This is a genomic window from Streptomyces sp. NPDC045678, from assembly GCF_056432085.1.
This window is the reverse complement of the sequence record NZ_JBWKJS010000002.1, coordinates 274,039-300,833: the sequence shown is the minus strand read 5'-3', so window position 1 is coordinate 300,833 and position 26,795 is coordinate 274,039. Positions and strand designations below refer to the sequence as shown.

Genomic DNA, 26,795 nt, shown 5'->3' with positions numbered 1-26,795 from the left:
AAGGCGCGTCATGCTGCGTCCGGCGCGCGGCGTACCGTCTCCGAGGCATGGAACGGAGCGAGGGCGAACGGGACTTGCTGACTCTGGAGCTGGACGTCGTCCACGGTGTGGTGGCGCGCGGGGACAGCGGGGTGCTTGAGACGGTCGATCCGTCGGTGCGGGCGGTGATGGGCTGGTCGCCGACGGCGCGGGTGCTGGCGCTGGAGGCCGGAGGTTCGGGCGCGCTCCGGGGTGCCGGCGGCGCTGAACAGTCGTACGTGCCGGGTGAGCCTCCGGACGTGGTCGTACGGATCGCCGCCGCGTGCACGGCCGACGGTGACCCGGTCACGGTCCGGGGAGGCCCGAGCTTCACCTTCCCGAACCGACTCCGCGCGGACTTCCCCTCGCCGCTTCCCCTGTTGCTCTCGGACGCCGAAGGCCGTTGTGCGACAACGGAGTTGACTCGCCCGCACAACTGGCGGCCGGGTGAGTGGGCGGAGCTGATCTCCGGTGCGGCGGGGGAGTGGGCGATGGCCGTCCACGACGGTTCACCCGTGTCGATCTGCCACACCCCGGCCGCCAACGCGCGCGCGGCGGAGGCCGGTATCTGGACCCGCGCGGACTTCCGCGGCCGCGGCCTCGCCCCGGCCGCGGTCGCCGCGTGGTCCCTCCGCGCGCGCCGCGACAAGCAGGTCCTCTTCTACAGCACCACGGCCGACAACCACGCCTCGCGCTCGGTGGCCCGCACCCTGGGCCTGGCCCCGCTCGGCTGGATCTGGGCGGTGGTGCGTCGGGCGCCGGCCGCCGAACCGTGCTGAGCGCTCACCCCCGGGGGGCCGGGAAGCGGATCGCTCCAGCGCTTGGGCCGGAAGTTCCGCCGTTCGCCCGGAGGGCGGGCCCCGCGGCGTCCGGTGCGTGCGGGCGCGGCTCGTCGAACTCGTCAGGGTGGACTTCCTGGGTGCGCTGAAGGCCCAGCCCTGCCACCCGCTCTTGCGGAGCTCGCCGCCCAGTACGTCCCCGCGCGTCCGGGTCGCCCGTGTGCCACCGGAGCAGGGGCGACGTCCGCGGCGGGCAGGTCGTCGGGGAGATCGAGGGCGAGCCGCAGCTCGTGGAGGCCGCTCATGCCGGCAGCCCGTGACGGGCGGCGTTTAAGCTGGACGCATGGCCTACGAGATTCCGGTGACGCAAGCCCGCGCAGAGCTCGCCGAGCTCATCAACCGCGTCGTCTACGGAGGCGAGCGGGTCGTCGTCACCCGGCACGGCAAGCCGCTCGTGGCGCTCGTGTCCGCCGCCGATCTGGAGCGTCTCGAAGCACTCGCGGAGGCCGCGGAGGAGCGGACGGTCAGCACGGTCACGTCGGTCGGGTCCGTGACACCCGCGCCGTCGGAGCGGCAGCGCTTCGGCATCGCGGCCGAACACCGCGGCCCCCGGGCGACGTAGAGCCGCTCGTGCACCGCGGGCCCGTGTGACGCAGAGTCCGTCGCGCTCCACCGACCCACGCGACGCAGAGTCCCGCGCGCTCCACCGACCCACGTGACGCAGAGTCCGTCGCGCTCCACCGACCCACGTGACGCCAAGCTGGCCGGGTATCGCCGACCCACGCGACGTAACAGTTCCGCGTATTCCTTGGGCTGCGCCGGGACGCCGAAAAGTTGCCCAGGGCATCGACAGGTATGGCGCAGCCCAGCGGACAGTCATGCGATGGTCAACGACTGGTTAACCTCGTTGAAACTCCTTCCAACTACCCTCCCGTGCCACGCCACCAGCGGTTTTTCTATCCGGGGTGCGCAAGATCGCGCGCGTTCGATGTGTGTTACATCTATAGCTGTCGTGGTGGCCGCGGCAACCGGACCCCGCATGGTTCGGAGCGAGGACTGTGAGGTGGGAACCGTGCGACTGACCCCGCACGAGCAGGAGAGACTGCTCATTCATGTGGCCGCGGACGTGGCCGAGAAGCGAAGGGCGCGGGGACTGCTCCTGAACCACCCCGAGTCGATCGCCCTCATCACCTCCCACATCCTGGAGGGCGCCCGCGACGGCCGCACCGTCGCCGAGCTGATGTCCTCGGGGCGACGGATCCTCACCCGTGACGACGTCATGGAGGGCATCGCCGAGATGATCCACGACGTCCAGGTCGAGGCCACCTTCCCGGACGGCACCAAGCTCGTCACCGTCCACGAGCCGATCGTCTGACGGGGGTTCGCGCCGCATGCATGCCGCTCCGCACGGCACGGGACGAGGGCTGATCCCCGGAGAGATCCTCTTCGCGGACGAGCCCGTCCCCTACAACGAGGGCCGCGAGGTCACCCGCCTCACCGTCCTCAACGCAGCCGACCGGCCCGTCCAGGTCGGCTCCCACTACCACTTCGCCGAGGCCAACCCGGGTCTGGACTTCGACCGCGGCGCGGCGCACGGAAAGCGGCTCAACATCGCCGCGGGAACCGCCGTGCGCTTCGAGCCCGGAATCCCTGTCGACGTCGAACTCGTCCCGCTGGCCGGCAAGCGCGTCGTGCCCGGTCTGCGCGGCGAGACCGGAGGTGCCCTCGATGCCTGAGCTGTCCCGTGCCGCGTACGCAGATCTGTTCGGCCCCACGACCGGCGACCGGATCCGGCTCGCCGACACCGACCTCCTGATCGAGATCGAGGAGGACCGCTCGGGCGGACCCGGCCGCTCCGGCGACGAGTCCGTGTTCGGCGGCGGCAAGGTCATCCGCGAGTCGATGGGCCAGTCCCGCACCACCCGCGCCGAGGGCGCGCCCGACACCGTCATCACCGGCGCGGTGGTCATCGACCACTGGGGCATCGTCAAGGCCGACATAGGCATCCGCGACGGCCGCATCACCGGCATCGGAAAGTCCGGCAACCCGGACACCATGGACGGTGTCCACCCCGACCTCGTCATCGGCCCCGAGACCGAGGTCATCGCGGGCAACGGCAAGATCCTCACCGCGGGCGGCATCGACACCCACATCCACTTCATCTCGCCGACCATCGTCGACGAGGCGCTCGGCTCCGGTGTCACCACGCTCTTCGGCGGCGGCACAGGGCCGGCCGAGGGCAGCAAGGCGACGACCATCACGCCCGGTGCCTGGCACCTGGCCCGGATGTTCGCGGCCCTGGAGTCCAGCCCGGTCAACATCGGCTTCCTGGGCAAGGGCAACACGGTCAACGCCGAGTCGATGCACGCCCAGCTGCGCGCCGGCGCCGTCAGCTTCAAGATCCACGAGGACTGGGGTGCGACGCCCGCCACGATCGACGCGTGCCTGAACGTCTGCGAGGAGACCGGCGCCCAGCTCGCCATCCACACCGACACGCTGAACGAGGCCGGTTTCATCGACGCCACGTTCGACGCCGTCGCGGGCCGCACCCTGCACGCCTTCCACGTCGAAGGCGCGGGCGGCGGGCACGCCCCCGACATGATCACGGCGGTCTCGCTGCCCAACATGCTGCCGAGCTCCACCAACCCCACCCGGCCGCACACCGTCAACACCGTCGAGGAGCACCTCGACATGCTGATGGTCTGCCACCACCTCAACCCGGCCGTCCCCGAGGACCTCGCCTTCGCCGAGTCCCGCATCCGGCCCAGCACGATCGGGGCGGAGGACATCCTCCACGACCTCGGCGCCATCTCGATCATGTCGTCGGACTCCCAGGCCATGGGACGCATCGGCGAAGTGATCATGCGTACGTGGCAGACCGCGCACGTGATGAAGCGACGCCGCGGATTCCTGCCGGGGGACACCCGGGCCGACAACCGCCGCGCACGTCGCTATGTCGCCAAATACACGATCAACGCGGCCGTCGCCCAGGGCATCGACCACGAGCTCGGCTCGGTCGAGTCCGGCAAGCTCGCCGACCTCGTCCTGTGGGAGCCGGCGTTCTTCGGCGTCAAGCCGCAGCTCGTCCTCAAAGGCGGCCAGATCGCCTACGCGCAGATGGGCGACGCGAACGCCTCCATCCCGACCCCGCAGCCGGTCCTGCCCCGGCGCATGTACGGGGCACACGGCAAGGCCCCGGCCCTCAACTCGGTCAACTTCGTGACGCAGTCGGCCCTCGACGACGGCCTGCCGGAACGCCTGGGCCTCGACAAGCCGTTCGCCGCGATCCGCTCCACGCGGGGGCGCAGCAAGGCCGACATGCGCGAGAACGACGCGCTGCCCCGGGTCGAGGTCGCGGCCGACAGCTTCGCCGTGACCATCGACGGAGAACTGGTCGAACCGTCACCGGCCGCGGAACTCCCGCTGGCACAGCGATACTTCCTCTTCTGACGGTCCGGCACCAGACCCCCGCCCCCCGACCCCCGACAGCCTGGCGACGATCACATGTCACGAGCAGCACTCCTCGTCCTGGCCGACGGCCGCTTCCCCGCCGGTGGGCACGCCCACTCCGGCGGAGCCGAAGCGGCCGTCAAGGCGGGGCGCATCACCGGAGCGGCGAGCCTGGAGGCGTTCTGCCGGGGACGGCTGCACACCTCCGGACTCGTGGCGGCCGCACTCGCGGCGGCCGCCACCCTCGGCATCGACCCGGGTGCCCTGGACGCGGCGGCGGACGCCCGCACGCCGTCACCGGCCCTGCGCACCGCGGCGCGGCGCCTCGGCCGGCAGATGATGCGGGCCGCCCGCGCGACCTGGCCGCACCCCGAACTGGACGCGCTGGCCCGGCAGTTCCCCAAGGGAGCCCACCAGCCGGTGGTCCTCGGGCTCGCCGCCCGCGCCGCCGGACTCGGCCCCGAGGACGCCGCGTACTGCTCGGCGTACGAGGGGATCAGCGGTCCCGCGACCGCCACCGTCCGGCTGCTCAGCCTCGACCCCTTCGACGCCACCGCAGTCCTCGCCCGGCTCGCCCCGGACGTCGACGAGGTGGCGCACCGGGCCGCGGAGACCGCGAGGCGCGCCGTCGACGAGGGCATCGACGCGCTGCCCGCGGCGTCCGCGCCGCTCCTGGAGATCAGCGCGGAGGCGCACGCGGCCTGGCCCGTGCGGCTCTTCGCGTCCTAGCCGACGACGGCGACCCGTACGGGTCGCCGTACGACCGCCTCTTTCCGCACGACCCGCACCACACGAAGGAGCAGCATGCACCTCGACCACTCCCACGACGGCCCCGCCGCCGTGTCCGCCGACGCCCACCGCCCCGACGGCAGCCGCCGCGCGCTGCGCATCGGGCTCGGCGGCCCGGTCGGTTCCGGCAAGACCGCGACCGTCGCCGCACTCTGCCGTGACCTGCGCGACGAACTGTCCCTCGCCGTGGTCACCAACGACATCTACACCCGCGAGGACGCCGAGTTCCTGCTGCGCGAGGCCGTCCTGCCGCCCGAGCGCATCACCGCGGTGGAGACAGGCGCCTGCCCGCACACCGCGATCCGCGACGACATCTCCGCCAACCTGGAGGCCGTGGAGGACCTGGAGGACGAGGTGGGCCCGCTCGACCTGATCCTCGTCGAGTCCGGCGGAGACAACCTCACGGCGACCTTCTCCAAGGGCCTCGTCGACGCGCAGATCTTCGTCATCGACGTAGCGGGCGGCGACGACATCCCGCGCAAGGGCGGCCCGGGCGTCTCCACGGCGGACCTGCTCGTCGTGAACAAGACCGACCTCGCCCCGCACGTCGGCTCCGACCTCGCCAGGATGGCAGCCGACGCGAAGGCCCAGCGCGCCGAACTCCCGGTGATCTTCCAGTCGTTGCGGTCCGGCGACGGCGTCGGCCCGGTGGCCGCGTGGGTGCGCGAGCAGTACGCGGCGTGGACCGCGTCGGCGTGAGCGTCGATCTGGCCGAGCGGACCGGCGCGGCACCGGGTGGCTCCCGGCGGACCGGTGGCGCGGGCATCCGCGCCACCTCCCGGATCGAGGCGCGGGCCGATGGCAACGGTCGCACGGCCCTGCCCGTCCTCGACGGCGAGGGGCCGCTGGCCCTGCGCCGCACCCGCTCCGGCGGCCCCGCGGCGCGCGTGACGCTCGTCGGCGCGATGAGCGGGCCCCTCGGCGGTGACCACCTCACCGTCGAGGCCACGGCCCACGAGGGCGCGGCGCTCCACATCGACTCCGCGGCGGCCACCATCGCGCTGCCGGGCCAGACCGAGCCGACGGCCCACTACGACGTGCGCCTCACCGTCGCGGACGGCGCCGAACTGCGCTGGCTGCCCGAGCAGTTGATCTCCGTGCGCGAGAGCGATCTGCGCGTGACCACACGCGTCGACCTGGCCGAGGGCGCCCGGCTCGTCCTGCGCGAGGAACAGGTCCTTGGCCGCACGGGCGAAGCCCCGGGCCGCCTCACCAGCCGCCTCACCGTGCGCCGCGCGGGCCGACTCCTCCTCGACCAGGAGCTGTCCTGCGGCCCCGGCGCTCCCGGCGGCTGGGACGGCCCCGCCGTCCTCGCCGGACGTCGCGCGGTCGGCCAACTCGTCGTCGTGCGGCCGGAGTTCACGCACGTGAAGCCGCAGCCCGCACTTCTGGGGGGGTGGGCGGCGCTCACGCCCCTGGCAGGTCCAGGGGTCCTTGTCACCGCGGTCGCGCCGGACGCGCTCCTGGTGCGCCGCGCCATGGACGAGGCGCTGCGGCGGCTCGGCTGAAGCGGCCGTCGGGCCGACCGCCCCGGGACGCCGCGGGCTCCTGCGGTGCCGTCCGGCGGACGTACGATGCGGCGTCATGAAGATCTTGAGCGTCAACGTCGGCCGGGCCAGGGCGGTCGACTACACCGATGCCCCGTCCGGTACCACGGGCATCGACAAGCGGCCGGTCGACGGTCCCGTACGGGTCGAGCGCCCCGGCCCCGCGGGTGTCGGCGCGAGCGGAGTGTCCGGCGACACGGTGTGCGACCTGCGCTTCCACGGCGGCGACGACCGCGCCGTCTACGCCTTCGCGCGCGAGGACCTGGACGGCTGGGGGCGCGAGCTGGGCCGCGGGCTCACGCACGGGGCGTTCGGCGAGAACCTCACCACCCTCGGCATCGAGCTGCGCGACGCCCTGGTCGGTGAGCGCTGGCGCGTCGGCCGCGAGGCCGTGCTCGAAGTGACCGGAGGGCGCCTCCCGTGCCGGACCTTCGGGGCCTGGCTCGGCGAGCGACGGTGGCTGCCGCGCTTCACCCGTGCCGCGTCCCCGGGGGTGATGCTGCGAGTGATCGAGCCCGGCGAGGTCCGCGCGGGGGACCCCGTCGGCGTCGTGCACCGCCCCTCCCACGACGTCACCGTCTCCCGGCTGTTCCGCGCCCTGACCGTGGAGCGGACCGAGCTTCCCGGTGTGCTGGTGGCCGCCGAGTGGATGGAGCGGGAGCAGTTGGAACTCGCCCGGGCCTACACGGAGAAGTACGGATCCTGACCCGCGGTCGTGAACGCGGCCCCGCGCCCCCCCCCGTCGACCGCTGCTTTCTTGCCCTTCTCGGACCGTTTTCCGGCCATGCGGGCCCGGCGCACCCATGTGCCGACCGGTCGGATATCCAATGCAACGGTAAAAGGCTCCGGTAATTGATAATCGTCTTCATTGCAGCCTTTGAAATTGAGTGAATGATGCGCTTCACTTTGCTTGTCCACGACACGCGAAGTGATGGGAATTCGATGAATCACCGGCATGACCACGGGCATTCCCACGCGTCGAATCACCACGGCGGCAAAGGGCACGCGCACGGCCATGCCGGGCACAGTCATGCCGGGCACAGTCACGCGGTCGCCGATGACGCGGACCGCAGGTGGTTATCGCTTTCACTCGCCCTGATCGTCGGCTATATGGCGGTGGAGGTCGTCGTCGCGTTCGCCGCGCAGTCGATGGCTCTCCTCGCGGACGCGGCGCACATGCTCTCGGACGCGGCGGCCATCGCGCTCGCGCTGTGGGCGATGAAGCTCGCGAGCCGGCCGGTGCGCGGCCGTTTCACCTACGGCTTCAAGCGGGCGGAGATCCTCTCGGCGCAGGCCAACGGCCTCACCCTGCTGCTGCTCTCGGCCTGGCTGACGTACGAGAACGTCGAAAGGCTGCTCGATCCGCCGGAGGTCGGCGGGACCCTGGTCCTGGTGACCGCCCTCGCGGGCGTGGCGGTGAACATCGCCGCCGCCTGGTGCATGTCGAAGGCCAACCGCTCGTCGCTCAACGTCGAGGGCGCCTTCCAGCACATCCTCACCGACCTCTACGGCTTCATCGCGACGGCCGTGTCCGGTGCCGTCGTGATGACGACCGGCTTCGCCAGGGCCGACTCCATCGCCTCCATGATCGTGGTCGTGCTCATGCTCCGCTCGGGGATCTCACTGGTCCGGGCCTCGGGACGGATCTTCCTCGAGGCCGCGCCCGACGAACTGGACCCCGACGACGTGGGCAGCGACATGGTCGCCCTCGACGGCGTCGTGGAGATCCACGACCTGCACATCTGGGAGATCACCTCCGGTCAGCCGGTCCTCTCGGCCCATGTGCTGGTCGAGCCCGGCGGTGACTGTCACGCGGTGCGCAAGAGCATCCAGGCCCGGCTGCGCGAGGACCACGGCATCACGCACGCCACGCTGGAGGTCGACCACGCCCCCGAGCGGCTCGCCGGTGCGGACGCGGACGGCCGGCAGCACTGCGAGGAGCCGCACGGCACCGTGCTGCGCAAGGAATCGCCGGTCCACTGATTCCTCCCCGATCCGGACCGCCCCGGCCTTCCCCCGACGGGGCGGTCCACCCGTCGCCCCCTGGCCCGTGTCCGCACGGCTCAGGGGGCCACGGGCTTCTCGTCGCGCGGCGCCCCGGCGGCCGGCCGTACGGTCCTGCCCGATCCCCAGCGCCGCGTCGCGGGCCGTTCCACCAGGACGTTCACCCCCCACGAGGCGAGCAGGGAGAGCCCGAAGACGAGCACGACGGAACCGGCGCGTACGGCGCCGGAGGCGGTGTGCTCCTCGTCGATCAGGCGGTAGACGTGCGTCAGTACGAGCATGTGGACCATGTAGAACGCGAACGAGACGTCCCCGAGCCACACCATGGGCCGCGACCGGACCGGCGAGCGCGAACCGCGGATGTCGGCCCCCGCCCCCGCGAGCACCAGCAGTGCCATCGGGACGACGAGGACCGCGGATATCGCGTACAGGAACGGCACCTGGAGTGCGAGGGGATAGCCGATCGCGAGCGCCGGCAGAGCGTGCCGGAAGCGGACGGCCACCCGCGTGCCCTCCAGGACGGCACGCGCAAGCAGGATGCCGAGGACGAATTCCAGCAGCCGGGTGAGCGGGAACGTGTAGACGAACCAGTACTGGTGCAGCGTCACCGGGAACGTGAAGAACTCGGGCTCGGAGGAGAACGCGACCGTGGCCACCAGCGGCACGGCGATCACCGCGAGGGCCGCGGCGGCCGCGCAGGCCCACAGCATGCGGGCGGGGATGCGGCGGATCAGGTGGATGAGCAGCGGGAAGGCCAGGTAGAAGAACGCCTCGCAGGACAGCGACCAGGAGACTCCGTTGACGCTGTCGTAGACGTCGAACGTGGAGGTCCAGGACTGCACGAGGAGCAGATTGGGAACGGCCTGGCGGGCCGCGACCTGACCGCCCGTCCAGTTGATCAGGACGAGCGCGACGAACCAGGTCACCGCGTGCACCGGGTAGATCTTCGCCGCGCGCCGGCGCCAGAAGGACACCGCCTTGTCGCCGGGCCGCGCGGACCAGGCGAGGACGAATCCGCTGAGCAGGAAGAAGAATCCGACCCCGGAGCGCGCCGTGATCAGCGCGATCATGGCCGGAGTGTTGCCCTCCCACACTCCGTCGAACCAGATCGCCAGATAGGCGTGCGAGGCGAAGACGGCGAACGCGGCGACGAAGCGAAGGCCGGTCAGCGAGGGAAGTCTCGCGGCGGATGGGAGGAACGGCACGGCCGTTGCCACGGCGTCTCCTGACATGTTCGAAGCGTCAAAATCGCGCCGAACGTATCAACGGACATGGCCGGATGTATGCCACCCCGGGATGGCATCGTGCCATCCAACCCCGGTTGCACAAGGGGCTCTTGGGGTGTTCTCGGAACGCGTCGCCGCTCCCGCCGGGGGAGGCCTCAGACGCCCGCGAGGCGGAGCAGCGAGGCCTCTTCGACGGGCGTCAGGCCCGCCACCGGAGGCGTGTTCGCGCCGCGTCCGAGGCGGTCGCGCAGCACCGCCCGCGCGGTCTCGGAGACCGGCCTGACGCGCAGGCCCGCGTCGAAGGACGACGAGACGTCACGGGTGAGCGCGCCGTACAGCTCGCGGGGCGGCCACAGGGGCATCGAGGGGTGCCCGGTCCAGGGCCGCACCCCGGCCTCCCGCAACACCTCCTCGGGCACCGGTACGAGTTCCAGGCTGCTGTGGCCCACGGCGTCGGCCACCTCGTGGAGCAGCGACTCCAGGGGCACCGGCGGGCCTGCCGCGTCGTACACCCCGGACGCGCGCGCCGCCGCCCGGTCGACGATCCAGGCGGCGAGGTCCCGCACGTCGACGCACTGCGCGGGCAGGGCGAGGCCGTCGGCGCCGTGCGCCGCGGGCACGGCGGCGGTGCGGCCGCGGGCCATGCGCAGCGGCCAGTAGCCGAAGGGCCCGACGTCGTCGCCGGGGCCCACGACCAGGCCGGGGCGGACCACGAAGGCCGTGTCGTCGGTGGCCTCGCGAACGGCCTGTTCGCAGGCGGACTTCACACCGCCGTACGTCGCCTGGGAGGGCTCGGGGTCGACGGCGGGGTCGTACGGGGCGACGTCGTGCAGGGCGGGGCGCAGCCGTGCGGTGCGGGCGGTCTGGCCCGGGGTGTAGGTGTCGGCGTACACACTGATCGAGGAGACGAACGTCCAGTGCTCCGCGGTCACGTCGCGCAGGGCCCGGCGGACCCAGGGCAGGGAGAGCGTCGCGGTCTCGACGGCCGCGTCGAAACGGATGCCGCGCAGCGGGGCGAGGCCCTCCGGCGCGTTGCGGTCGGCCCGCAGGAGCCGCGCCCCGTCGGGCGGTTGCGCACCGCCGGTGCCCCGGGCGACACAGGTGACGTCGTGGCCACGGGCGAGGGCCTCCGCCGCCACGGCGCCGGAGACGAAGCCGGTACCGCCGAGCACCAGCAGACGCAGCGGGCCGACGGAGGGACTGGGGGACATCGCGGGGCTCCTGGCAGGCGTTGATGCGTGAGGGTGCGTGAGGGAGGGAAACGGGTGCGGGACGGCCCCGGGCCGGGGCCGCCCCGCCGCGTCAGGCCGGTTCCGCCGCCGCGTTGTCGTCCTCCTTGACGGGTTCGGGGGCGCCGGTGAGCAGGTCCTTCTTGCGGACCAGGGTGAGCGCGACGGCCGCCGTGCCGACGCAGACCACCGCGGCCCACAGCATCACGAACGAGGCGCCGTCGGCGATGGCGGATTCCAGGGTGCTGCGCGCCTGGCCGGCGAGGCCGTCCGGGACGTGCTTGAGGGCCCGCGAGATGTCGCCCTGGGCCGCGGCGGAGATCACGTCGTCCCGGTCGGCCGAGCCCGTGTGCAGACCGCCGCCCGCCCGGTCCTCGATCCGGCTGCGGAACAGGACGCCGAAGATCGCGGCGCCGATGCCGGCCCCGAACATGAACAGGCTGTTGATCGCGCCGGACGCCATGCCGGCCCGCTGCTTGGGCACCACGTTGACCGCGAGCGACATGGACGGACTGCCCGCGAGGCCGCCGCCCACACCCCACAGGAGGAGGCCGGGCAGGGCCACCCAGATCGCCTGGTCGAGGTCGAAGGACCAGGACATGGCGAGCCCGCCGAGAGCCAGGATGCCGAAGCCGGCACCGATGATGTGCGAGGGCGAGTACCTGGCCTGGAGCTTGCCCGCGACCAGGCCCATGCCGAGCTGCGGCGCGAAGATGGCCATCATCATGAGGCCGGTCTGCAGCGGGCTCAGCCCGCGGGCGCTCTGGAAGTACAGGATGTAGTAGACCGAGCCGCCGATGGTGGCGAAGCGGGAGAAGAAGGCGATCAGGGTGGCCGCCACAAAGGTCGGCACCTTGAACAGGGAGAGGTCCAGGGTCGGCGCGGCGACCCGTCGCTCCAGGAGCAGGAAGCCGACGAGGAGCACGGCGGAGACGCCGAGCTGGACGAGGGTGGCCGGCGACCCCCAGCCCTGGTCCTCGCCTCGGGTGAGGGCGAAGTTGACCAGGCCGAGCGTGAGGACGAGCAGGCCGGCGCCGGTCCAGTCGATGCCGGCGAGGGAGCTGCGGGGCGGGTCCAGGGGCAGGCGGGTGCGGCACAGGAAGAGGGCGACCACACCGACCGGCACGTTGATGAGGAAGAGGTAGCGCCACTCGGTGAGGTCCACGAGGAGACCGCCGACGACCGGGGCGACGGCACCGCAGGCGCCGAGCGTGGTGCCCCAGACGGCGATGGCCATGTTCCGGGCCTGCCCGTCGTAGACCTGGGCGATCAGGGGCATCGCGTTGGCGAGCACGAAGGCGGCGCCCATGCCCTGCACACCGCGGGCGATGTCGAGCGCGATGGCGTTCGGCGCGAGGCCGCAGGCCAGCGAGGACAGGGTGAACAGGGCGATGCCGCCCATGAACATGGCCCGTCGGCCGAGCCGGTCCGACAGCGAGCCCGCGGCCTGCTGGAAGGCGCCGAAGGTGACCGTGTAGCCGATGATGATCCACTGCAGGGCGGCCAGCGACCCCCCGAGGTCCGACTGGATCTCGGGTAACGCTACGGAAACGATGGTGATATCGATAACCAATAGCGCCGACGCTACGACGGTAATAATCAGGACGATACGAGCCTGGGAGCTCGTCGTGGTATCCGTGGCGCTCACGAATTCCTCTTCCGAAGGCGTGGTGCGGCGGCCCCGTCCGACCGTGCGCGGCGCATTGAAAACCGTTTCCAATGCAATTCCGGAACAGTGCCGCCATTCAGGGTAAGGCTTACCTTACCGCGCATGGTTGCGTGAGTGTAGCACTCGTTTTCCGACGCTTTGAAGGGCGCATCGAAATGAAATGTTTTCCCCGCGTGCGGTGAAATTGTGCGGGCCCCGCGGTCATGACGCGGCGGCGGGCAGCGCCCCGACGTCGACCTTCCCCGTCACCGTGAGCGGGATCGACACCACCGGTACGAACAGCTCCGGCACCATGTACGACGGCAGCCGGTCCCGCAGGAACCGCCGCACCGAGGAGAAATCGGCCTTCTCCCGGCTCTGCCCGCTCTCCATGCTCACCACGTAGGCCACCAGGCCGGTCTCGTCCGCGCTCCCGGACCGCGCGAGCACCGCCGCGCGCCGGATGTCGGGGTGCTCCATCAGTACCTGCTCGATCTCACCCGGTTCGATGCGCAGACCCCGGACCTTCACCTGCTGATCGGCGCGCCCCAGATAGTCGAGCTCGCCGTCCGGAAGCCGCCGGGCGAGATCGCCGGTCCGGTACAGCCGCGCACCCGGGCGGTCCGAGAACGGGTCGGGGACGAACCGCTCCGCCGTCAGACCGGGCCGTCCCAGATATCCCCGCGCGAGGCCTGCGCCGCCCAGATGCAGTTCCCCGGCCTCGCCGTCCACGACCGGGCGCCCCTCGGCGTCCAGGACATGGGCGGTGGTGCCCGTGACGGGACGGCCGATCAACGGCTTGTCCACATCACGCCCGACCAGGCTCCAGGTCGAGTACGTGGTGTCCTCGGAGGGCCCGTACAGGTTGTAGACCTTCCGCACCGTGCCCGTCGCATACAACTGCCGGGCCAGCGCGGCGGGCAGCGCCTCGCCCGCCAGGTTGACCGTCACCACCGAGGGCGGCAGCGACGCGCAGGGCAGCAGGTCGAGCAGCAGGCTCGGCACGGTGTTCACCAGCGTCACCGGCCGGTCCGCGGCGGCCACCGGCAGATGGAACACCGTCTCCGCGAGGACCACCGTGCCGCCGACCGCCAGCGGCGCGAACAGCTCGAAGACCGACAGGTCGAAGCACATGGAGGTGGAGGCCAGGGTGTACCGCAGCTCGTCCGGCGTGAAGCACTCGAGCGCCCAGTCCAGAAAGGCGGCCGCACTGCGGTGCTCGACCGCGACGCCCTTGGGCCGGCCGGTGGACCCCGACGTGTAGAGCGCGTACGCCAGGTGCGCGTCCCCGCCCGCGCCCTCCTCCGAGGACCACGGCCGGGCCGCGGCGATGCGGTCCCAGTCACGGTCGAGCGAGACCACCGTGCAGGGACGGTCCGGCCACTTGTCCCGCAGGGCCTCCTCGGTGACGATCAGCTCCGCGCCGCTGTCGCGCAGGATGAACTCCCGGCGTTCGAGGGGGAAGGCGGGGTCGATCGGCACGTACGCCGCCTCCGCCTTCAGGACCGCGAGCATCGCCACCAGCATCCACGGCGACCGGCCCAGGCAGATGCCGACCAGGGTCTCCCGGCCCGCGCCGAGCCCGCGCAGATGCCCGGCGAGGAGCTGCGCCGCCTCCTCGAGCTCGCTGTAGCTCAGCCGCTCCCGGCCGGCCACGACCGCCTCCGCGTCCGGGGTCAGAGCCGCCTGACGGGCGACGAGTTCGTGGAGGAGCGGGCGGCGCTCCGCATCCGCGCTCACGCTCCCGCCGCCGTTCCGGCCGCGGCCCGCCGGGCCAACAACTCGCGCCGGACCTCCTCGGGCGACATCCGGGCCACCCGCAGGTGCACATCGGCCATGGCCTCGGCCCGGCCCGGGACCTCCTCGGCGGCGACCACTCCCGCCGCGAGCCCGGCCACCGTCGGCGACAGGAACACCGTGCGCAGCGTCACCGCGTCCGAGGCGAACACCTGACGCAACCGGGTCACGATCCTGGTCGCAAGGACCGAATCCCCGCCGAGAGCGAAGAAGTTGTCCTGCTCGCCGACCGCCTCCACCTCCAGGACCTGCGCCCACACCTGCGCGCACACCTCGGCGACGGCCGAGCGCGGTGCGCCCTCCGCCGCCCCGGACGTCTCGGGGCGCGGCTCGGGCAGCGCCGCCCGGTCCACCTTGCCGTTGGCGTTGAGCGGCAGCGCGTCCAGCGTCACGAACACCGACGGCACCATGTGCTCGGGAAGCGTCGCCCTCAGGTGCTCCCGCAGCGCGATGTCCGTGGGCGCCGTGCTTCCGGCGCCCGGCACGACGTATCCGGTCAGTCCCCGGTGGCCCGCGCGTCCCGCGCGCTCCTGGCCCACCACGACGGCGGCGGCGACGCCCGGGTGCGTGAGCAGCGCGGCCTCCACCTCGCCCGGTTCGATCCGGTGCCCGTTCACCTGGACCTGGAAGTCGGCCCGGCCGACGAACTCGATGGTCCCGTCCGGCAGGAATCGGCCCAGGTCGCCGGTCCGGTACAGGCGCTCACCGGTCCGCGGGTGCGTGACGAACGAAGCCGCGGTCCGCTCCGGATCGTCCCAGTAGCCACGCGCCAACCCCACCCCGGAGCAGTACATCTCGCCGGTGGCCCACACCGGGCGGTCCCGCATCCGGTCGTCCAGGACGCGGTAGCGGGTGTTGGCGACAGGCCTGCCGTACGGAACGCTCCGCCGCTCGGGGTCCAGCCGGTCCACCGGGTGCCAGATGTTCCAGAGCGTGGTCTCGGTGGGCCCGCCCACGCTCACCACCCGCACGCCCGACGCCTCGCCGAGGCGGCGCACCGTCGCCACGTTCAGCCAGTCACCGCCCAGGAAGGCGAGCCGGAGTGCCGCCAACGGGCCTTCCCGCGGGCCCAGATGCTCCACCAGCATCTCCATCATCGCGGGCACCGAGTTCCACACGGTGACGCCGTGCTCGCTCATCAGATCCGCCCAGTGCGCCGCCTCGCGCCGCTCCGACGCTCGCGGCAGCACCAGCGTGCCGCCCGCGCCGAGCACCCCGAACAGGTCGAACACCGACATGTCGTGGTGCAGCGCGGTCAGGGCGAGGGCCCGGTCACCGGGGCCGATCGCGAAGGTCTCCCGGGTCTCGCGCAGCGCGTTGACCACGCCCCGGTGCTCGACCATCACCCCCTTGGGCTGCCCGGAGGAGCCGGAGGTGAACAACACATAGGCCAGGTCGGACGGTTGGGCCGACGTGGCAGGGAGCGTGGGCTCCGCCGCGCGCACATCATCGGGCAGTGCGTCCAGGCACAGGACGCGCCGCTCGCCCGCGAGGGGAGCGAGGTCCTGCCGGGTGACGACCAGGTCCGCCCCGCACCGGGCGAGCAGGCCGGCCGCACGTCCGGGTGAGGCCTCCGGGTCGAGGGGGAGATAAGGAGCTCCGGCGTACAGCACGCCGTACACGGCGACGACCTGCTCCCAGCCCTTGTCCAGGACCACGCCGACGGGCCTGTCCCGCGAGGCGCCGTTCGCCACCAGCCACGCGGCCACCCGGCAGGCCTCGCGGTGCAGTTCGTCGTAGCTGAGCGTCCGGCCGTCGGCGACGACCGCCACCCGGTCGGGGCCGGCGGCCACCCGGTCGAGGAAGTCGTCCTGCACGAGCCGGTCCGGCAGCGGACGGAAGCCGCCGTCGCCGAACTCCCCGCCGCCCGCGCCCAGCGGCACGAAACCCTCCAGGGGCTCCCGCTCGTCCCAGGCGGCCGGGTCGTCGGCCAGCCTGTCGAGCAGCGAACTCAGCGCGGTGAAGACGTCGTCCACCATGCCGGGGTCGAACAGGGCCTCGTTCACGTCCCAGTTGACCACCAGGGCGTCGTCCTGCACCTCGGTCAGCAGATCCATCCAGACCTGCGGCGTCTGGGTGATGCCGCCCGTCTGCTCCAGCAGGCCGTCGAGGAGCGTGCTCCTGCCGCCGCTCAGCGGGACCGCGCTGGTGAACACCACGGGCATCAGCGCCCCGTCGAACCCGCCGCGCAGCCGCATGAGTTCACGCAGCAGATGGACACCGCTGACATAGGAATGCGTCAGGTCGCTCCACAGCTGCTCCTGCACGCGGCGCGCGCGGTCCAGGAAGCCGCCGGGCGTGGCGGAGTCCACCTCCACCAGGGCGAACGAGGCGAACTCGCCGACGGTGTCGTCGACATCGGGATGCGCGCCGATCCGGTTGAGGTTGGTGACGTTCAGCGTGAACCGGGGCGCCTGCGCCCAGGGCGCCAGCGCCTCGGCGTACACCGCGAGGAGCAGCCCCGCCGGCGTGAGACCCACCTCGGCGGCCCGGTCGGTGACGCGGCGCCAGCGGTCCGCCGCCAGCCGCACCGACCGCCGGACGAACCGCGGATGCTCCACCGACTCGGGCGTGCGCACCATGGGCAGCCGGGGCGCGGGCGCGAGATCGAGCAGCCGCCGTTCCCAGTACTCCGCCGAACGCCGGTGCGCCTCCGTGCCGGAGAGATCGGCGGTGGCGAGCACGTAGTCCCGGTAGGCCATGGCGGGCGGCGCCGGCTCCGCGTCCGGATTCCCGTAGAACAGCGTCAGGTCGTCCCAGAGGACGCGGATGCTGGCGAAGTCGGCGCAGAGCGCGTCGATGCTGAAGTGCACCCGGAACCGGTCACCGGGCAGCTCGGCCACGACGACGTCGAAGAGCGGCCAGACATCGACGGGACGCACCTCGTGCGAGTAGCGCTCGCGGATCTCCGCGAGACCCCGGCGCACCTTGTCCTCGTCCGCCGTGCGCAGGTCGACGACCGGCATCTCGTACGGGGGCACCGAGTCCAGGACCCGTTGGGTCATCGACTCGGGCAGCACCACGGCGCGCAGCATCGGATGCCGGTCCACCACCCGCTGCCAGGCGGCCCGGAACCGCGGCACGTCCAGGTGCTCGCCCTCGAACTCCAGGTACATGTGGGCGGAGACGTTCCCGGACGACAGCGACCCGGTGCGGCCCACGCAGTAGGCCTGCTGCTGGTCGGTGAGCCGGAACGGCTCGTGCGCCGCCGCCGGATCGGGCCGCACGACGGGCAGCGGGGCGCCGTCCCTGGCGTCTCCGCCGTCCACGGAGGCGCCCCGCTCCGTCTCGATCGCCCGGCTCAGCTCGGCCACCGTACGGTGCCGGAACACGCTGTGCGGGTCGAGGTCCAGGCCGAGCCGCTCGCGCAGCCGGTTCATCACCCGGATCCCGAGCAGCGAGTTGCCGCCCAGCTCGAAGAACGTGTCGTGCACGCCCACCCGGTCCACGCCGAGGAGCTCCGACCACAGGCCGGCCACCAGCTCCTCGAGCTCGGTGCGCGGCGCGCCCGCGCCCGGGTCCGCCGCGGACCGCGCGGCGCCCGGCCGGGACAGCGCCGCGCGGTCCACCTTGCCGTGCGCGGTCAGCGGCAGCGCCGCCATGACGAGGAGGTGCGCGGGCACCATGTAGTGCGGGAGCCGTCCGGCGATGTGCTCGCGCAGCTCCGCCGCCGAAGGCTGTGCGCCGGCGGTGGGGGACACGTATCCGGCGAGCGCCTGGTTGCCCAACTCGCCGTCCTGGCGCGGCAGGGCGACGACCGCGGCCGTGCCGACCGCCGGATGGGACCGCAGCGCCGTCTCGATCTCGCCCAGCTCGATCCGGTGGCCGTCCAGCTTCACCTGGAAGTCCTCGCGGCCGAGGAACTCCACGTTGCCGTCGGGCAGGAACCGCGCCACGTCACCGGTGCGGTACAGCCGCTCGCCGGTCACCGGGTGGACGGGGAAGCCCCGGTCGGTGCGTTCGGGGTCGCGCCAGTAGCCCAGCGCGAGCCCGGCCCCGCCGATGTACAGGTCACCGGGGACGCCCACGGGCCGGGGACGCAGCCCCGCGTCGAGCACGTGCAGGGTCTGGTTCGGCAGGGGAGTGCCGTACGGGATGCTGGGCCACGCCGGATCGACCTCGTCCACGTCGTACGTACTGGAGAGGATCGACGCCTCGGTGTTGCCGCCGAGTCCCACGAACCGCACGTCCGGTGCGATGTCCCTGGCCCGCTCGGGCAGGGACAGCGGAATCCAGTCGCCGCCCAGGATCAGCAGCCGCAGCGAGGCGACCCACGGCTCGGGGTCGCGCTCCACCTGTTCGCAGAACAGCTCGAACAGGGCGGGGGCGCCCAGCCAGGTGGTGACACCCTCACGGCGGACGAGGTCCAGCCAGTGCCCGGGATCCCGGTCGGTGCCGGCGTCCGGCAGGACCAGGGTGGCCCCGGCGCACAGCGTGCCGAGCATGTCCCAGATCGACAGGTCGAAGCTCATCGCGGACAGGCCGATGGCCCGGTCCCGCTCCGTCACGCCGTACTTCTCGATCACATGCACCAGCGTGTTGAGCGCACCGCGGTGCGGCACCACGACGCCCTTGGGCGTGCCGGTGGAACCCGAGGTGAACAGCACGTAGGCGGGGTCCTCGGGGCTCTGCGCGGCCGCCAGCGGGTGGTCGTCGACGTCCGCCCACGACGCGTCGTCGTCCACCGCGAGCACGGTGACGTCGCGCGGCCACTCCCACCGCCCCGCCACCTTCCGCTGGGTGAGGACGAGGCGTACGCCGGTCATGTCGAGCAGCCGCTCCCTGCGGTCCGCGGGCAGCGCGGGGTCGAGCGGCATCCAGGCCGCCCCGGACTCCAACGCGCCGAGCAGCCCCACGGGTTGCTCCCAGCCGCGCTCCATGCAGATCGCGACCGGCTCTCCGGGGCGCGCCCCGAGCTCCCTGAGGCGGCGCCCGATGCGGCGCGACCGGCTCATCAACTCGCCGTACGAGACGCGGTGTTCGCCCGAGACGATGGCGGTGTGTCCGGGGCGGGGTGCGGCGGCGCGCGCCACCGCCTCCTGGAGGAGCCCTTCGGGCAGCGGTGCCGCGGTCGCGTTGAACTCCGCGCGCTGCCGCTCCTGCGCGGCGGGCAGCCGCACCGGCGGGACCGCCGCCGTCCAGGCCGGAGGGCGTCTGGCCAGCGAGGCCAGCAGGTCGAGCCAGGACTCCGCCATGCCGACGACCATGCCGTCGGGCAGCGCGCCTTCGGCGTACTCCCACCGGGCCTCGACCCTGCCGTCCGCCCGGGCCACGCGCAGCGCGAGGACCGGATCGGGCCCCGCGGGCGCCGGCACCGGGTCGGCGCCCAGGGCATCGACGAACTCGACCAGCGGGCCGAGGTCCGCGCCCGCGGCGTCGTCTGTCAGGGGCCGGGCGGCGGCACGGCCGGCGAACCCGCCGTCCGCGAGCGTGTCCGCCATCAAGGTCCGGCAGCCGTCCGCCGCGCGGTCCCGCAGCGTGAACCGGGGATCCCGCGACCACAGGCCGAGGACCTCCGTGAAAGCGGTGCGCAGCACGGCGGCGGTGTCCAGACCCGCGGCGCGTGCCCCTTCGGTGACCCCGCGCCACACCCCGGGGTCGACCCGGACAAGATGGGCGGCGCGGGCGCCGTCGGACGGCTGCGGCAGCAGGGACAGGCGCGGGCCGCGCGGTACCGCGGCGCCGGTGTCATGGGCGAGGCCGGTGCTCATACGGTGTTCTCCGATCGGAAGTCCTGGGCCTCGCGGGGGGCCGGGAGGGTGCCGGGGGAGTGCGGGGCGAGGCCCGCACGGTCCGGCGCGGGCAGCAGACCCGCGCCGACGAGGTGTTGCACGTAGCGGTCGAGGAGCGGCCCGTCCACGACCGGGCAGCGCACTCCGGAGCCGGTGAGCGCGTCGAGCGTGCCGGAGACGTCGAGGCGCAGGCTGCCGAAGCCGGGCATGCCGTGCGAGGCTCCCGCCAGTGCCGCCACCGGCACCGAACCCTCGTCGCCGCCCGCGTCGAGGACGTCCTCCGACACCAGCCGGGCCCAGTGGTCCGCATCGGTCGACGCCAGCCGGTACCCGGCCGCACGCAGCACGGCCACGACCGTGTCGAGCCGGGTGCGTTCCGGGTTGGCGAGGTGGTAGGTGCCGCCCAGCGCCGCGGGCGTGAGCGACAGTTGAGCGAGCGCGGCGACCGCGAAGTCGACGGGCACCAGGTCGAAGTCGGCGTCCGGCCCGAAGTCGGGCACCGCGCCCAGTTCCACACAGGCGCCGATGAACCGCCAGAACGCCGCATCGGGGTCCCCGCCGCCGGTCGCCGAATCGCCGCCGAGCCGCCCCGGCCGGTACACCGAGACCGGTATCCCGCGCCGCCTGCCCTCGTCGGCCAGTTCCTCGGCCACCCAACGGCTGCGCACATAGCCGGAGGGCAGGACCGCGTCCGCGGGCACCCTGCCGTCCGGGCGCAGGACGCCCGGCTCGGCGCCGCGCGCGAAGAGCACGCCGGGCGACGAGACGTAGTGCACCGGCTTGGTCCTGGCGCGCGCCGCGAGCCGGAGCACCTCCGCGGTGGCGCCCGCGTTGGCCGCCTTCAACTGACGGTACGGCTGGGCCAGGTTGGCCTCGCAGCCGACGTGGTGGATCGCGTCGACGGTGCCGGCCAGGCGGGCGAACGTCATCGGCGACAGGCCGAGGAACGGTTCGCGCAGACTGCCCGCCAGGACGGTCACCCGCTCCATCGGCACGTCGAGGCGGAAGCGGGCCAGGGCGCGGGCCAGGGCGCGCTCGGCCTCGCCGGGTCCCTCGGCGTCCACCAGGACATGCAGGCGGGCCCCCGTCACCGTCAGCAGCCGGGCCAGCAGATGGGCGCCCAGGAAGCTGGTGGCGCCGGTCAGGAACAGGTGTTCCGGCGCGGCCACGCGCGCCGGGTCCACCGGTGCACCGGTGGGGACGACGTCCTGCGCCAGGACGGCGTCGGCTCGCAGCTCCGCAGCGTCCGTGCCGGCGATCTCCTCGCGCGCGGCCCCGGTGTCCCCGGCGGCACGTGCCCGGTCGAACACGGCGGCCAGCTCGGTCACCGTGGGCGCGTCGAAGAACACCTGGACGGGCAGGTCGACGCCGAGCCTCTCGCGCAGCCTCAGCAGTACGCGTACGGCCCGCAGTGAATGTCCGCCCGCCTCGAAGAAGTCCTCGTCGGGGTCGACCTCGCGCAGGCCGAGCACCTCGCGCCAGACGGCCGCGACCTCCCGCTCCGTGGCGGTGAGCGCCGCGTCGTCGTCCGAGGTCACGTCGCCGTCCACGGCCGCGACGTGGGCCCCGGGGGCTGCCTCGGTCACCACCGGGGACGGCCCGGCGGCCCGGTCCACCGGGGCGTCGAGGAAGCCGAGTCCGGCCACCGGCAGGTCGGGCGCGTCGAGCACGGCGGTGAAGAGCCGCTGCAGGTCCTCGGTGAACCGGTCGACGGACTCCGGTTCGAACAGGTCCACGCTGCCGCGCACACCGCCCTCGATGCGGCCGTCGGTCTCCCAGTAGTGCAGCACCAGGTCGAACTCGGAGGTGTCGAGCCCGAAGTCGAAGGCCGCCACCTCCAGGTCGCCCATGCGCGCGGTCCCGGCCGGGTTCTCTCCCACCACGGCCGCCTGGAACAGCGGGTTGTCGCCCCCGTTGCGTCCCGGGCGCAGCTCGGCGGCGACCACCTCGATCGGGGTGTCGCGATGGGCGTACGCCTCCAGGCAGGTCTCCCGCACCCGCTGAAGGATCTGCGTGAAGGTGAGTCCGGCCGGCAGGTCGAAGCGGAGCGCCAGGGTGTTGGCGAAGAAGCCGATGAGGTTCTCCACCTCGGGCTGGTCGCGGCCGTGCACCACCGAGCCGGTGACGATGTCCTCGTCTCCCGAGCGCAGGTGCACCAGGGTGTTGAAGCCGGCGAGCAGCGCCATGAAGAGAGTCGCCTGGTGCTCGCGGGCCAGCGCGCGCAGCCGGGTCGCCACCGGCTCGTCGAGCGTGAAGGCCCGGCTGACGGCGCGCAGACTGGTACGGCCCCGGCGCGGCCGGTCGGTGAGCCGGTCCAGGGTGGGCAGCGGTTCACGCAGCGCCCGGCTCCAGTGCGCGAGGCGCCGCTCGAGCTCCGGGCCGCGCAGCAGATCGCGCTGCCACTGGGCGAAGTCCGGGTAGCCGATCGGGAGTTCGGGCAACGGGACCGCAGCACTCCCCTCGACCCGGGCGGCGTAGCAGGCGAACAGCTCCCGGAACAGGATGCCCATCGACATGCCGTCGCCCACGAGATGGTGCATGGTCACCATCAGGACGTGCTCGTCGGGGCCCAGCGGCGTCAGCCGGAAGCGGATGAGCGGGCCCCGCGTGAGGTCGAACGGCCGGTCGGAGTCCTGCCGCAGCAGCTCGACCGCCTCGTCCTCGCCCCGCACCCGGTCGTCCACGTCGAACGCGAGCGGCTGCCCCGCGAGGACGACCTGCCGGGGTTCGCCCGCGTGCACGTGGAAGACGGTGCGCAACGCGTCGTGGCGGCGCACGACCTGCTCCAGGGCGTGCCGCAGGGCGTCCCTGTCGAGCGGTCCGCGGAGCCGGATCGCCTCCACCATGTGGTGGTAGGCGCTCTCCGGGTGCAGCTGGGCGAGGAACCACAGGCGCTCCTGCGCGAAGGACAGGTCGGCCGTGTCCAGGCCCCGGCGGGGGATCTGCGGCGCTTGGGGCCGGGCACCTCCGGTCAGCCACTTCTCCATCAGCCGCTGCTTCGTCGTGGACAGCTCTGCGCCGTCCGCGCGGGGACCAGGTGGAACCATGGGGGCGTCAACCTTCGCTCGTGCCCGGTGGCGGGCGCTGGGATGTTCTGGTGTGCCGCTCGTCGGCCCCGGAGTCACTCTCCGAGCAGCCGGGCGGCGTCCTCGTCGGACATGCCGAGCAACTTCTCGTGCAGCCGCCGCTCCACGGCCTCGGCCGTCTGTGCGACGGTCTGCGCCTGCGAGAGCAGGTCGGTGACGGTGAGGGTGACCGGCAGCAGGGCCTGGAGCCGGGCCACCACCTGCGCCGCGAGCAGCGAGTGCCCTCCCAGATCGAAGAAGTTGTCGTGCGCCCCGACCGGTGTGACGCCCATGACGTCCTGCCAGACCTCCGCGACGGTCTCTTCGAGCGGGGAGCGCGGCGCGGTGTAGGCGGTGGGCAGTTCGGGCCGCTCGTACCGGGTGAGACGGGGCTCCTCCGGCACGGGTGCCTCCGACGACGCCGAGTCCGAGGACGGCTCGGCCGTGTCGGACGACGGGGCGGCGAGGACGGCGGCCCGGGCCGTGGGCGCGCCGCCGCCGACGGGCACGTCGACGAAGTAGCGCTGCCGCTCGAAGGGGTAGGTCGGCAGCGCCACCCGGCGCCGCGGCGCGTCTCCGCCGAGCGCACCCAGATCCACCGGGACGCCGCGCACCCAGAGCTGGGCCACGGCGTCCAGCAGGGCGGCGGCGTCGGCCGCGTCCTGGCCGGAGCCGAGCGTGGCCACCACCGGGGCGCCGCCGGGACCGGAGCCGCGCCCCGCGAGGGCCCGCAGCGTGTTGCCCGCGCCGACCTCCAGCAGGGTCCGGGCGGGCGCGTCGCGCAGGGTGCGCAGTCCCGCGTCGAACAGCACCGGCTCACGCAACTGCCGTCCCCAGTAGGCGGGGTCGGTGGCCTGCTCCGGGGTGATCCAGGTGCCGGTCACGTTCGACAGGTACGGCACCTCGGGCGCGTGGAGCCGCACGCCGGCCATCGCCGCCGTGAACGGCTCCACGGCGGAGGCCGTCAGCGCCGAGTGGAAGGCGTGCGACGTGCGCAGCGCGGTGACGCGGTGCCCGGCGGCGACCAGCCGGCCGGTCAGCTCCTCGACGGCCGCGACGGGGCCCGAGACCACGGTCTGCTCCGGTGCGTTGACGGCCGCCACCGTCACCTCGCCCGCGGGGTCGAGCAGTTCACGCACCCGCTCGGCGGCCAGCGGTACGGAGGCCATCGCGCCCGCCGGGCAGTCCTGGAGGAGACGCCCCCGCAGGGCGACCACGCGCAGCGCGTCCGGCAGCGCGAGGACCCCCGAGAGGCAGGCCGCGGTGAACTCGCCGACGCTGTGCCCGAGGAGGGCCGCGGGGTGCACGCCCCAGGTGCCGAGCAGCCGGGCGAGGGCGTACTGCGTGGTGAACAGGGCGGGCTGGGCGAGCCGTGTCTCGGTGAGGCGCTGCGTCGCGCGGTCCAGGGCGCCGGCATCGTCGGTGGCCGGGTACAGCGCCGCGCGCAGGTCCTCACCCAGTTCGGGGGCGAGCAGCGCGGCGCACTCGTCGACGACGGCACGGTACGCGGGCTGTGTCTCGTACAGGCCCCGCCCCATGGCGAGGCGCTGGCTGCCCTGGCCGGGGAAGAGGAACGCGACGTCGGGGGCGGGTCCCGACGGATCGGCGCGCCCCACGGTGACGGGGGTGACACCCGTACCGTCCAGGGCCGACACGGCCTCGGCACGGTCGTGGCACACCAGCGCCATGCGGTGGGCGAAGGCCTGCCGGCCGACCCGCAGGGTGTGCGCGGCGTCGGCGAGCGACGGAGCCTCCTCGGCGCGCAGGCAGTCCGCGAGCGCCACCCCGGAACGCTGGAGCGCCGCGTCGCCGTGGGCGGAGAGCACCAGCAGCTGAGGGCCGTCGTCGACGGCGGAGGGGACCGGCAGGGGCGGCTCTTCCACGACGATGTGGGCGTTGGTGCCGCCCACGCTGAAGGAGCTGATGCCGGCGCGGCGCGCCTCGCCGCCGCGCGGCCACGGTGTGGGCCGGGAGCTCACGCGGAACGGGGTGCTCGGGAAGTCGATGTCGGGGTGCGGCACCGCGCAGTTGACGGCCGGCGGGATCTCCTCGTGGCGCAGTGAGAGGAGCACCTTGATCAGGCCAAGCACGCCGGCCGCCGTGTCCGTGTGGCCGATGTTCGGCTTCAGGGAGCCGAGCGTGCAGTAGCCGCGCTTCTCCGTCCCGAACGCCTCGGTCAGCGCGGCGACCTCGACCCGGTCGCCCAGCGGGGTTCCGGTGCCGTGCGCCTCGACGTACGAGATCGACTCGGCCTCGACGTCGGCCACGGCCAGCGCCTCGGCGATGACCTCGGCCTGGCCGCCGACGCTCGGCGCGGTGAAGCCCACCTTGTGCGCGCCGTCGTTGTTCACGGCCGTGCCAAGGAGCACGCCGAGCACCTGATCGCCGTCCGCCAGCGCGTCCGTGAGCCGCTTCAGGGCGACCACGCCCGCGCCGTCCCCCGGCACGGTGCCGTTCGCGTCGGCCGCGAACGCCCGGCAGCGGCCGTCGGGCGAGTTGACGCCCCCTTCGTTGTGCACATAGCCCGCCCGCTGCGGGAAGTACACGGTGACGCCGCCCGCGAGCGCCAGGTCGCTCTCGCCGCCGAGCAGGCTCTGCACCGCCAGGTGCACCGCCACCAAGGACGACGAACAGCCCGTGAGCACGCTCATGCTCGGCCCGCGTAGATCGAGGCGGTACGACACCCGAGGGGCCAGGAAGTCCTTCTCGTTGCCCAACAGGGCCTGGAACTCGCCCACTTCGTGCAGGTAGGCCGGATCGGCCGACAGGTGGCGCTGCCAGTAGGAGGTGGGCCCGCCGCCACCGAACACCCCGACCGCACCGTCGAAGGCCGCCGGATCGTACCCGGCCGACTGCAGCGCCTCCAGGGAGCACTCCAGGAAAAGCCGCTGCTGGGGATCCATCAGCTCGGCCTCGCGCGGGGTGCAGCCGAAGAAGGCGGCGTCGAAGAGCTCCACCCCGTCGAGGACCGGGCGGCGGCGCACCAGCCGGGGATCGGCCAGGAGCGCCTGCGGGACCCCGGAGGCGCGCAGCTGCTCCTCGGTGAACTCGGTGTGCGCCTCCCTGCCGTCGCGGAGCAGCGCCCAGAACTCCTGCGGCGACGACGCGCCCGGGTAGCGGCCGGAGAAGCCGACGACCGCGATCCGGTCGTCGCCGCGCCCGTCCTCGGCCGGCTGCTCCCGGGGGGCGTCGTCGTGGGTGTATGCGTTCACTGTGCCGTCGCCCGCCCGTCCATCAGGCGCCGCAGCGACGCCGGGCGCATGTCCGTCCAGACCTCTTCGATGCGGTGCAGACACCGCGCGCGGGTCCCCGTGGTTCCTTCGCGGCGCCAGCCGGGCGGGTCGGCCCGGTCGGCAGGCCACAGCGCGTACTGCTCCTCGTCGTTGACGACGACGCGGTACGCGCTGCCGTCCTGCTCCTCTGTTGCCGGAAGTGTCACCGGAAGTCCTTCGCGAAGTACCGGGCGCCAGCCCGTGGAACGGCGTGCTGGGGTGGGCGGGGGACGGCGGGC

Annotated in this window: 19 protein-coding genes and 3 pseudogenes; 10 read left to right on the top strand and 12 right to left on the bottom strand. The window is 73.2% G+C overall.

The genetic code is table 11. The features are described from left to right. Nucleotides 1-47 precede the first annotated feature (47 nt). The 9 genes from AC07DO_RS07900 (at nt 48) to AC07DO_RS07860 (ending at nt 7,289) form a co-directional block, all read left to right on the top strand. Entirely contained in the window at nt 48-797 is a 750-nt protein-coding gene (locus AC07DO_RS07900; protein ID WP_479057776.1) for a GNAT family N-acetyltransferase, read from the top strand. Between the two features lie 343 nt (nt 798-1,140). Beyond that, nucleotides 1,141-1,419 carry a type II toxin-antitoxin system Phd/YefM family antitoxin gene (locus AC07DO_RS07895; protein ID WP_479057775.1) on the top strand — a complete coding sequence of 93 codons (279 nt, stop codon included), beginning with the start codon at nt 1,141-1,143 and terminating at the stop codon, nt 1,417-1,419. 450 nt (nt 1,420-1,869) lie between these two features. Further along, nucleotides 1,870-2,172 (top strand): urease subunit gamma, encoded by a 303-nt coding sequence (locus tag AC07DO_RS07890; RefSeq protein WP_479057774.1) that lies wholly within the window; start codon nt 1,870-1,872, stop codon nt 2,170-2,172. Between the two features lie 49 nt (nt 2,173-2,221). Next, the gene (locus AC07DO_RS07885; protein ID WP_150187984.1) at nt 2,222-2,533 is read left to right on the top strand and encodes an urease subunit beta; all 312 of its coding nucleotides are present in this window, start codon (nt 2,222-2,224) and stop codon (nt 2,531-2,533) included. After that, entirely contained in the window at nt 2,526-4,247 is a 1,722-nt protein-coding gene (locus AC07DO_RS07880) for an urease subunit alpha (protein ID WP_479057773.1), read from the top strand. The genes AC07DO_RS07885 and AC07DO_RS07880 overlap by 8 nt, the downstream gene beginning before the upstream one ends. A 54-nt stretch (nt 4,248-4,301) precedes the next feature. Continuing rightward, complete coding sequence (locus AC07DO_RS07875; RefSeq protein ID WP_479057772.1) at nt 4,302-4,976, top strand: urease accessory protein UreF; 675 nt, start codon at nt 4,302-4,304, stop codon at nt 4,974-4,976. Nucleotides 4,977-5,051: 75 nt separating this feature from the next. After that, the gene (gene ureG / locus AC07DO_RS07870) at nt 5,052-5,735 is read left to right on the top strand and encodes an urease accessory protein UreG (protein WP_479057771.1); all 684 of its coding nucleotides are present in this window, start codon (nt 5,052-5,054) and stop codon (nt 5,733-5,735) included. 8 nt (nt 5,736-5,743) lie between these two features. Beyond that, on the top strand, nt 5,744-6,544 hold the full coding sequence (locus tag AC07DO_RS07865; RefSeq protein ID WP_479058562.1) for an urease accessory protein UreD: 801 nt from the start codon (nt 5,744-5,746) through the stop codon (nt 6,542-6,544). Nucleotides 6,545-6,620: 76 nt separating this feature from the next. Next, nucleotides 6,621-7,289, top strand: coding sequence for an MOSC domain-containing protein (locus tag AC07DO_RS07860; RefSeq protein ID WP_479057770.1), 669 nt, complete (start codon nt 6,621-6,623; stop codon nt 7,287-7,289). On the opposite strand, the gene AC07DO_RS07855 is transcribed toward AC07DO_RS07860, so the two are convergent. Then, nucleotides 7,265-7,615 carry a hypothetical protein gene (locus AC07DO_RS07855; RefSeq protein WP_479058603.1) on the bottom strand — a complete coding sequence of 117 codons (351 nt, stop codon included), beginning with the start codon at nt 7,613-7,615 and terminating at the stop codon, nt 7,265-7,267. The genes AC07DO_RS07860 and AC07DO_RS07855 overlap by 25 nt on opposite strands. Between AC07DO_RS07855 and AC07DO_RS07850 the strand changes: the two genes are divergently transcribed. Further along, complete coding sequence (locus tag AC07DO_RS07850) at nt 7,526-8,566, top strand: cation diffusion facilitator family transporter (protein ID WP_479058560.1); 1,041 nt, start codon at nt 7,526-7,528, stop codon at nt 8,564-8,566. The two genes, AC07DO_RS07855 and AC07DO_RS07850, sit on opposite strands and share 90 nt — an antisense overlap. 80 nt (nt 8,567-8,646) lie before the next feature. Here the strand turns inward: AC07DO_RS07850 and AC07DO_RS07845 are convergent, their stop codons facing one another. From AC07DO_RS07845 to AC07DO_RS07795, 11 genes and pseudogenes are all read right to left on the bottom strand, one after another. Continuing rightward, entirely contained in the window at nt 8,647-9,819 is a 1,173-nt protein-coding gene (locus tag AC07DO_RS07845) for an acyltransferase family protein (RefSeq protein WP_479057769.1), read from the bottom strand. A gap of 149 nt (nt 9,820-9,968) precedes the next feature. Beyond that, nucleotides 9,969-11,024 (bottom strand): NAD-dependent epimerase/dehydratase family protein, encoded by a 1,056-nt coding sequence (locus tag AC07DO_RS07840; protein WP_479057768.1) that lies wholly within the window; start codon nt 11,022-11,024, stop codon nt 9,969-9,971. Nucleotides 11,025-11,115: 91 nt separating this feature from the next. Then, the gene (locus AC07DO_RS07835; protein ID WP_479057767.1) at nt 11,116-12,690 is read right to left on the bottom strand and encodes an MFS transporter; all 1,575 of its coding nucleotides are present in this window, start codon (nt 12,688-12,690) and stop codon (nt 11,116-11,118) included. 222 nt (nt 12,691-12,912) lie between these two features. After that, nucleotides 12,913-14,430, bottom strand: a complete 1,518-nt coding sequence (locus tag AC07DO_RS07830) for an amino acid adenylation domain-containing protein (protein ID WP_479057766.1) — start codon at nt 14,428-14,430, stop codon at nt 12,913-12,915. Next, nucleotides 14,427-14,747, bottom strand: coding sequence for a phosphopantetheine-binding protein (locus AC07DO_RS07825; protein ID WP_479058558.1), 321 nt, complete (start codon nt 14,745-14,747; stop codon nt 14,427-14,429). Before AC07DO_RS07825 ends, AC07DO_RS07830 begins: the two co-directional genes overlap by 4 nt. Before the next feature lie 105 nt (nt 14,748-14,852). Beyond that, nucleotides 14,853-15,065: pseudogene (locus AC07DO_RS07820) on the bottom strand (AMP-binding enzyme); the annotation flags it as partial. A 21-nt stretch (nt 15,066-15,086) separates the two neighbouring features. Further along, nucleotides 15,087-16,223, bottom strand: a pseudogene (locus tag AC07DO_RS07815) (amino acid adenylation domain-containing protein); the annotation flags it as partial. Nucleotides 16,224-16,412: 189 nt separating this feature from the next. Continuing rightward, nucleotides 16,413-19,682: pseudogene (locus AC07DO_RS07810) on the bottom strand (non-ribosomal peptide synthetase); the annotation flags it as partial. A 512-nt stretch (nt 19,683-20,194) separates the two neighbouring features. Beyond that, nucleotides 20,195-23,266 (bottom strand): thioester reductase domain-containing protein, encoded by a 3,072-nt coding sequence (locus AC07DO_RS07805; RefSeq protein ID WP_479057765.1) that lies wholly within the window; start codon nt 23,264-23,266, stop codon nt 20,195-20,197. A 74-nt stretch (nt 23,267-23,340) separates the two neighbouring features. Continuing rightward, nucleotides 23,341-26,496: a type I polyketide synthase gene (locus AC07DO_RS07800; protein ID WP_479057764.1), complete on the bottom strand. Its 3,156-nt coding sequence runs from the start codon at nt 26,494-26,496 to the stop codon at nt 23,341-23,343. Further along, the gene (locus AC07DO_RS07795) at nt 26,493-26,723 is read right to left on the bottom strand and encodes an MbtH family protein (RefSeq protein ID WP_479057763.1); all 231 of its coding nucleotides are present in this window, start codon (nt 26,721-26,723) and stop codon (nt 26,493-26,495) included. The genes AC07DO_RS07800 and AC07DO_RS07795 overlap by 4 nt, the downstream gene beginning before the upstream one ends. Nucleotides 26,724-26,795 lie beyond the last annotated feature (72 nt).